Source organism: Halomonas sp. NO4, from assembly GCF_010994375.1.
GTDB lineage: Bacteria > Pseudomonadota > Gammaproteobacteria > Pseudomonadales > Halomonadaceae > Halomonas.
Genome location: NZ_WHMA01000004.1, coordinates 94,670 through 101,206 on the forward strand (window position 1 = coordinate 94,670; position 6,537 = coordinate 101,206).

At 69.5% G+C, this 6,537-nt stretch carries 5 protein-coding genes; 2 read left to right on the forward strand and 3 right to left on the reverse strand.

Features of this window, described 5'->3' with window-relative positions; genetic code table 11:
- Nucleotides 1-11: 11 nt before the first annotated feature.
- Nucleotides 12-1,634 (forward strand): gamma-glutamyltransferase family protein, encoded by a 1,623-nt coding sequence (locus FEF15_RS04940; RefSeq protein WP_240454073.1) that lies wholly within the window; start codon nt 12-14, stop codon nt 1,632-1,634.
- A 67-nt stretch (nt 1,635-1,701) separates the two neighbouring features.
- Here FEF15_RS04940 and FEF15_RS04945 read toward each other — a convergent pair whose 3' ends face one another.
- Genes FEF15_RS04945 through FEF15_RS04955 form a run of 3 tightly spaced genes read right to left on the reverse strand, consistent with a single transcriptional unit; the run spans nt 1,702 to nt 5,152 of the window.
- Nucleotides 1,702-3,024 carry a sodium ion-translocating decarboxylase subunit beta gene (locus tag FEF15_RS04945; RefSeq protein ID WP_163558045.1) on the reverse strand — a complete coding sequence of 441 codons (1,323 nt, stop codon included), beginning with the start codon at nt 3,022-3,024 and terminating at the stop codon, nt 1,702-1,704.
- Nucleotides 3,025-3,033: 9 nt separating this feature from the next.
- On the reverse strand, nt 3,034-4,857 hold the full coding sequence (gene oadA, locus FEF15_RS04950; RefSeq protein WP_163558046.1) for a sodium-extruding oxaloacetate decarboxylase subunit alpha: 1,824 nt from the start codon (nt 4,855-4,857) through the stop codon (nt 3,034-3,036).
- A 43-nt stretch (nt 4,858-4,900) separates the two neighbouring features.
- Entirely contained in the window at nt 4,901-5,152 is a 252-nt protein-coding gene (locus tag FEF15_RS04955; RefSeq protein ID WP_163558047.1) for an OadG family protein, read from the reverse strand.
- A gap of 173 nt (nt 5,153-5,325) precedes the next feature.
- On the opposite strand from FEF15_RS04955, the gene FEF15_RS04960 reads away from it, so the two are divergent.
- Complete coding sequence (locus FEF15_RS04960; RefSeq protein ID WP_163558177.1) at nt 5,326-6,309, forward strand: tRNA-dihydrouridine synthase; 984 nt, start codon at nt 5,326-5,328, stop codon at nt 6,307-6,309.
- Nucleotides 6,310-6,537: the final 228 nt, after the last annotated feature.

A 6,537-nucleotide genomic window follows, 5' to 3' on the forward strand; every position in this document is an offset into this window, starting at 1 on the left:
GGAGCGGCTCCATGTTCGCCCCCCACGACGCTTTCGACCCCCACTACTATCCCTTCCCGTCGCGGCGCATGGTGACCTACGGCCAGCGCGGCATGGTCGCCACCTCGCAGCCGCTCGGCGCCCAGGCCGGCCTGCAGGTCCTGCAGCGCGGCGGCAACGCCGTGGACGCCGCCATCGCCACGGCGGCCGCGCTGACGGTGGTGGAACCGACCGCCAACGGCCTGGGCGGCGACCTTTTCGCCATCGTCTGGCTGGACGGCGCGCTGCACGGCCTCAACGCCAGCGGGCCCGCACCCCAGGCGGCCACCCTCGACGCCGTGCGTGCCCGGGGCCATGAGCGCATGCCGGCGCATGGCCTGCTGCCTGTCACCGTGCCGGGCGCCCCGGCAGCCTGGGCGGCACTCAGCGAGCGCTTCGGGCGCCTGCCCTTCGCCGAGCTGCTGGCACCGGCCATCGCCCTGGCGGAGGAGGGCTTTCCGGTGTCGCCGGTGGTCAGCCAGCTGTGGAAGGCGGCCTGGGAGCGCTTCGGCGCCTACGACGACGCCGCCTTCGCCCCCTGGCTGCAGACTTTCGCCCCCCAGGGGCGCGCGCCGCGGCCGGGCGAACGCTGGGTAGCGCCGGACCATGCCGCCAGCCTCACCGCCATTGCCGAGAGCGGCGCGCGTGACTTCTATGCCGGCCGGCTCGCCGAGCGCATCGACGCCTTCTTCCGCGACCACGACGGCCTGCTGCGCGGCGAGGACCTGGCCGCCTTCCGGCCCGAGTGGGTCACCCCCATCAGCACGCGCTTCCGCGATCACGATATCTGGGAACTGCCGCCCAACGGCAGCGGCCTGATCGCCCTGCAAGCTCTGGGCCTGCTCGAGCGGCTGGGCGAAGAGGGCCGCGACCCGGTGGCGACGCTGCACCGGCGCATCGAGGCCACCAAGCTCGCCTACGTGGACGGCCTGCACTACTTGACCGACCCGAAGGAGATGGGGCCGAGCGTCGAACAGCTGTTGGCCGACGACTACCTCGCGGCCCGCGCCGCGTTGATCGGGGAGCGGGCCCTCGACCCGGCGCCCGGCAATCCCGTCACCGGCGGCACCGTCTACCTCGCCACCGCCGATGGCGAGGGCAACATGGTGTCGCTGATCCAGAGCAACTTCGAGGGCTTCGGGTCCGGCGTCGTGATCCCCGGCACCGGCATCGCCCTGCACAACCGCGGTCGCTCGTTCTCGCTCGACGCCAGGCACGCCAATGCCCTGTCGCCCGGCAAGCGCCCCTACCATACGATCATCCCGGGCTTTCTCACCCGGGGCGGCGAGGCCCTAGGCTCCTTCGGGGTGATGGGTGGCTTCATGCAGCCCCAGGGACATGTCCAGGTGGTCACCAGCCTGCTCGACGACCGCTTGAACCCCCAGGCAGCGCTGGACCGGCCGCGCTGGAAGTGGACCGCCGGGCGCACCCTCGAGGTGGAGCCGCACTTTCCCGACCACCTGGCCCAGGCCCTCGCCCGCCGCGGCCACCGTGTCGTCAAGCGAGCCGACTCGCTGAGCTTCGGCCGCGGCCAGGTGATCTTGCGCGACCCGTCCAGCGGCGTGCTGTGTGGCGGCACCGAACCGCGCACCGACGCCGCCGTGCTGGCCTGGTAGCCGACCCATCGCCCAACACGGGACGGCGCCCCGTGGGGGCGCCGTCCTGCGTGGCTGCGGCGGCGGTTCAGCCCAGGTACTTGATCATCACCCCGGCGGCCACCGCCGAGCCCACCACCCCGGCCACGTTGGGCCCCATGGCGTGCATCAGCAGGAAGTTGTGGGGGTTGGCCTCCAGCCCCACCTTGTTGGAGACCCGCGCCGCCATGGGCACCGCGGAGACGCCGGCCGACCCGATCAGCGGGTTGATGGGCATCTTGCTCACCGCATTCATCAGCTTGGCCATCAGCACCCCGGCGGCGGTGCCGATGCCGAAGGCGACGATACCCAGTGCCAGGATGCCCAGCGTTTCCAGGGTCAGGAAGTTCTCGGCCATCAGCTTGGAGCCCACCGCCAGGCCGAGCACGATGGTGACGATGTTGATCAGAGCGTTCTGGGCGGTGTCGGAGAGGCGCTCCACCACCCCGCACTCGCGCATCAGATTGCCGAAGCAGAACATCCCCAGCAGCGGCGCCGCATCGGGCAGGAAGAAGGCCACCAGCATCAGGATGAGGATCGGGAAGACGATCTTCTCCAGCTTGGAGACCGGGCGCAGCTGGGTCATGACGATCTCGCGCTCGCGCTTGGAGGTCAACGCCCGCATGATCGGCGGCTGGATCAGCGGCACCAGCGCCATGTAGGCGTAGGCCGCCACGGCGATGGCCCCCAGCAGCTCCGGGGCCAGCACGCTCGACACGTAGATCGAGGTGGGGCCGTCGGCGCCGCCGATGATGCCGATGGCCGCCGCCTGGTTGAGCGTGAAGTCCATCCAGCCCATGGCCGACAGGCCCACTGCCCCGAGCAGGGTGGCGAAGATGCCGAACTGCGCCGCCGCGCCCAGGAAGAGCGTGCGCGGATTGGCAAGCAGCGGGCCGAAGTCGGTCATCGCCCCCACGCCCATGAAGATCAGCAGCGGGGCGATGCCCGAGCCGATGGCCACGGCGTAGAAGTTGTAGAGCAGCCCGTTGCCGTAGCCGACCGAGGCCGCGACGTCGTGCGCGGCGCGCAGCTCGTCCGGTGAGGCCCCGTCGCCGGCCACCACCTTGAGCGCTTCACGCCAGGCGTCGGTGCTGGCCAGCGGATCCAGTGTCACGCCCAGCGTCGGCGCGATCTGGGAGAGCACGGCCGGGTTGGCCACCTCGATGGCCTGCTCCAGCGCCGAGAGGGCAAGCCCTGCCTGGGGAATGTTGGCGAGAATGCCGCCGAAGCCGATGGGCACCAGCAGCAGCGGTTCGAACTTCTTGGCGATGGCGAGGTAGAGCAGCAGCAAGCCCACCGCGATCATCACCGCCTGGCCCAGGGTCAGGTTGTAGAGGCCCGAGCCGTACCAGAGGGTCAAGAGCTTTTCCATGACGGGCCCTTAGAGCGCGATCAGCACGTCGCCGACGGACACGCTGTCGCCTTCGCTGACGTTGACGGCGGAGACGGTGCCGGCGCTGGCCGCGCGCACCTCGGTTTCCATCTTCATGGCCTCGAGGATGATCACCACGTCGCCGGCCTGGACCGTGTCGCCCGGGCGTACGTTGACCTTGAAGATGTTGCCGGCGAGCGGCGCGGTGATGGTTTCGCCGGGCGACGCTTCGCCGCTGGGCGCCGGCGCCGCATCGCCCTGCTGCTGGACCTGGCCGATTTCGCCGCCCTCGGCGACCTCCACCACGTACTGCTTGCCGTTGACGGTGACGGTGTAGGTCTCGGGGCCGGCGGGCGCACTGGCCGGTGCTGCCGGGGCCTTGTCGTCGGCCTTCGCCGGCAGATTGGCACCGGCCGCGTCCTCGCCCGGCGCCTGGGGGGCGGGCTCGAAGGCATCGGGGTTGTCGCGGTTCTTGAGGAACTTGAGCCCGATCTGCGGGAAGAGCGCATAGGTCAGGACGTCGTCGATCTCGCGCTCGCCCTCGGCGAGGCGGATGCCCTCGGCCTTGGCCTTCTCCGTGAGCTCCGCGGCCAGCTTGTCCATCTCGGGCGCGAGGCGGTCGGCCGGGCGGCCGGTGACCGGCTCGCCGCCCGCCAGCACCCGCTGCTGGAGCTCCTTGTTGAAGGGCGCCGGCGCCGCCCCGTACTCGCCCTTGAGCAGCGCCTGGACTTCCTTGGAGATGGAGCCGTAGCGTTCGCCCATCATCACGTTCATCACCGCCTGGGTGCCGACGATCTGCGAGGTGGGGGTGACCAGCGGGATGTAACCCAGGTCCTCGCGCACCTTGGGGATCTCGGTGAGAACGTCGTCGAGCTTGTCGCCGGCGCCCTGCTCCTTGAGCTGGCCCTCCATGTTGGTGAGCATGCCACCCGGCACCTGGGCGACCAGGATGCGCGAGTCAATGCCCTTGAGCGAGCCCTCGAAGGCGGCGTACTTCTTGCGCACCTCGCGGAAGTAGGCGGCGATCTCCTCGAGCAGCTCGAGGTCGAGCCCGGTGTCGCGCTCGGTGCCCTTGAGGATGGCCACCAGCGACTCGGTGGGGCTGTGGCCGTAGGTCATGGACATCGACGAGATGGCGGTGTCGACGTTGTCGATGCCGGCCTCCACGGCCTTGAGGTAAGTCGCGGTGGAGAGCCCCGTGGTGGCGTGGCACTGCATGTGGATGGGGATGTCCAGCGCCTTCTTGAGGCGGCCGATCAGCTCGAAGGCGTCATAGGGGGTGAGCAGGCCGGCCATGTCCTTGATGGCGAGCGAGTCGGCGCCCATGTCGGCGATCGTCTTGCCCAGGTCGACCCAGCCGTCCAGGGTGTGCACCGGGCTCACCGTGTAGGAGAGCGTGCCCTGGGCGTGGCTCTCGACCTCACGCACCGCGCGGATGGCGCGCTCCAGGTTGCGCGGGTCGTTCATGGCGTCGAACACGCGAAAGACGTCGACTCCGTTGGTCTTGGCGCGCTCGACGAACCGGTCGACCACGTCGTCGGCGTAGTGGCGGTAGCCGAGCAGATTCTGGCCCCGCAGCAGCATCTGCTGCGGGGTGTTGGGCATGGCCGCCTTCAACGCCCGTATCCGCTCCCACGGATCCTCGCCGAGATAGCGGATACAGGCGTCGAAGGTGGCCCCACCCCAGGATTCCAGCGACCAGAAGCCGACACGGTCGAGCTTCTCGGCGATGGGCAGCATGTCGTCGAGGCGCAGGCGGGTGGCGAACAGCGACTGGTGGGCGTCGCGCAGCACCACGTCGGTGATACCGAGCGGGCGTTTGGTCTCACTCATGATGATGACCCTTTGCAGTGGCATGTTGTGAAGTCGGGGTGTCTCAGCGACGATGGCGGCGATAGCGGTGCACGGCGGTGCTGATCACGGCCATCAGCTCGGTATCGTCGCTGCGGGCGGGCGTGGCGGCGGGGCGGTCGGCGGACGGCACGGCGGCAGGCTTGGGACCCACACGGCGAACGATCAGCGACATCAGGGTCGTGAGCAGCACCAGGATGGTAAGAAAAACAAAAACGAAGCCCATGCCGACCCCCATCAGGGCCAGACCGTCCTGCAGCAGCTGAGTATCCTGCATAAGGTTTCTCCAGCAATCTGCCCGAAATGGCGGCTATCAGAAGCCATCAGGCGGACAGTTCCAAAAATCCGGCCATATAAACTGCCACACTGACGAGAGATTGCAAGCGCGCCATGGTGGAAGACGCCGTTGTTAATTTACTACAAGAGGCCGGTCGCGTGGGCCTAGCCCCCATGGAGGGGGTCATCGACGCGGTGACCCGTGACCTGCTCACCCGCGAGCCGGGGTTCGACTGGACCGTCACCGAGTTCGTGCGCGTCGTCGACGCTTGCCTGCCGGCGCGCGTCTTTCACCGCCACTGTCCCGAGCTCGACCGTCCCAGGGTCACCACGCCCGCTGGCGTGCCCGTGCACCTGCAGCTGCTGGGCGCCGACCCGGCCGCACTGGCGGCCAATGCCAAGCAGGCGCTGAGCCTAGGCGCCACCAGTCTCGATCTCAATTTTGGCTGCCCCGCCAAGACCGTCAATCGCCATGACGGTGGCGCCTCGCTGCTGCGCGATCCCCACCGCGTGGAGGCCGCCGTGGCAGCGGTCGCCGCGGCCGTGGGAGACACCATCCCGGTGACTGCCAAGGTGCGACTGGGCTTCGCCGACCGCCGCCTGGCGCTGGCCTGCGCCCGCGCTGCCGAGCGCGGCGGCGCCACCCAGCTGGTGGTGCACGCCCGCACCCGCGACGAGGGCTACCGACCGCCGGCCCACTGGGAGTGGATCGGGCGCATCCGCCAGCACTTGCACATCCCGGTGGTGGCCAACGGCGATATCTGGACGCTGGAAGACTACTGGAAAGCGCGCACGCTCTCGGGCTGCCGCGACGTCATGCTCGGCCGCGGCGCCCTGGCCGACCCCTGGCTGGCGGCTCGCATCCGCCACTGGCAGCGCACCGGGGCGCGGCTCCCCGCCACGCCCTGGGCGTCGCGGGCCGCCATCCTGGCCGATTTTGCTGCAGAGCAGCGTAGCACACTTCCGGCGCGCACCGTCAGCGCGCTAGTCAAGCAGTGGCTCAACCACATGCGCCAGCGAGACACCGAGGCGGCGCGCCGCTTCGCCACGCTCAAGCGCTGCACTACCCTCGACAGCCTGCTGGTCGGGCTCACCGACGACGCCTCGCCGGCGGCGTGGCCACGCCAAGGTGCCGCCCGAGCGCTGTCGCCGGCTTGAGCAAGAGGGCCGCGGGTGGAGCGACTCTGAAACGGAAACAAAAAAGAGGCGCTCGTCGCATCGCGACGGCGCCTCAAACGATCGCAGAACCGACACGCGAGCGAGTGCCGATTCGGCCAGCAGAAATAGAAAACCCGCCCTCGGCCGAGGGCGGGTCGCAATCTGGCGCGCCCGGGAGGATTCGAACCTCCGACCACCTGATTCGTAGTCAGGTACTCTATCCAGCTG

Excerpts from the sequence above, each read along its gene's own strand:
- FEF15_RS04940 (WP_240454073.1), top strand. The coding sequence starts at position 12 with ATGTTCGCCCCCCACGACGCTTTCGACCCCCACTACTATCCCTTCCCG.
- FEF15_RS04945 (WP_163558045.1), bottom strand. The coding sequence starts at position 3,024 with ATGGAAAAGCTCTTGACCCTCTGGTACGGCTCGGGCCTCTACAACCTG.
- oadA (WP_163558046.1), bottom strand. The coding sequence starts at position 4,857 with ATGAGTGAGACCAAACGCCCGCTCGGTATCACCGACGTGGTGCTGCGC.
- FEF15_RS04955 (WP_163558047.1), bottom strand. The coding sequence starts at position 5,152 with ATGCAGGATACTCAGCTGCTGCAGGACGGTCTGGCCCTGATGGGGGTC.
- FEF15_RS04960 (WP_163558177.1), top strand. The coding sequence starts at position 5,326 with ATGGAGGGGGTCATCGACGCGGTGACCCGTGACCTGCTCACCCGCGAG.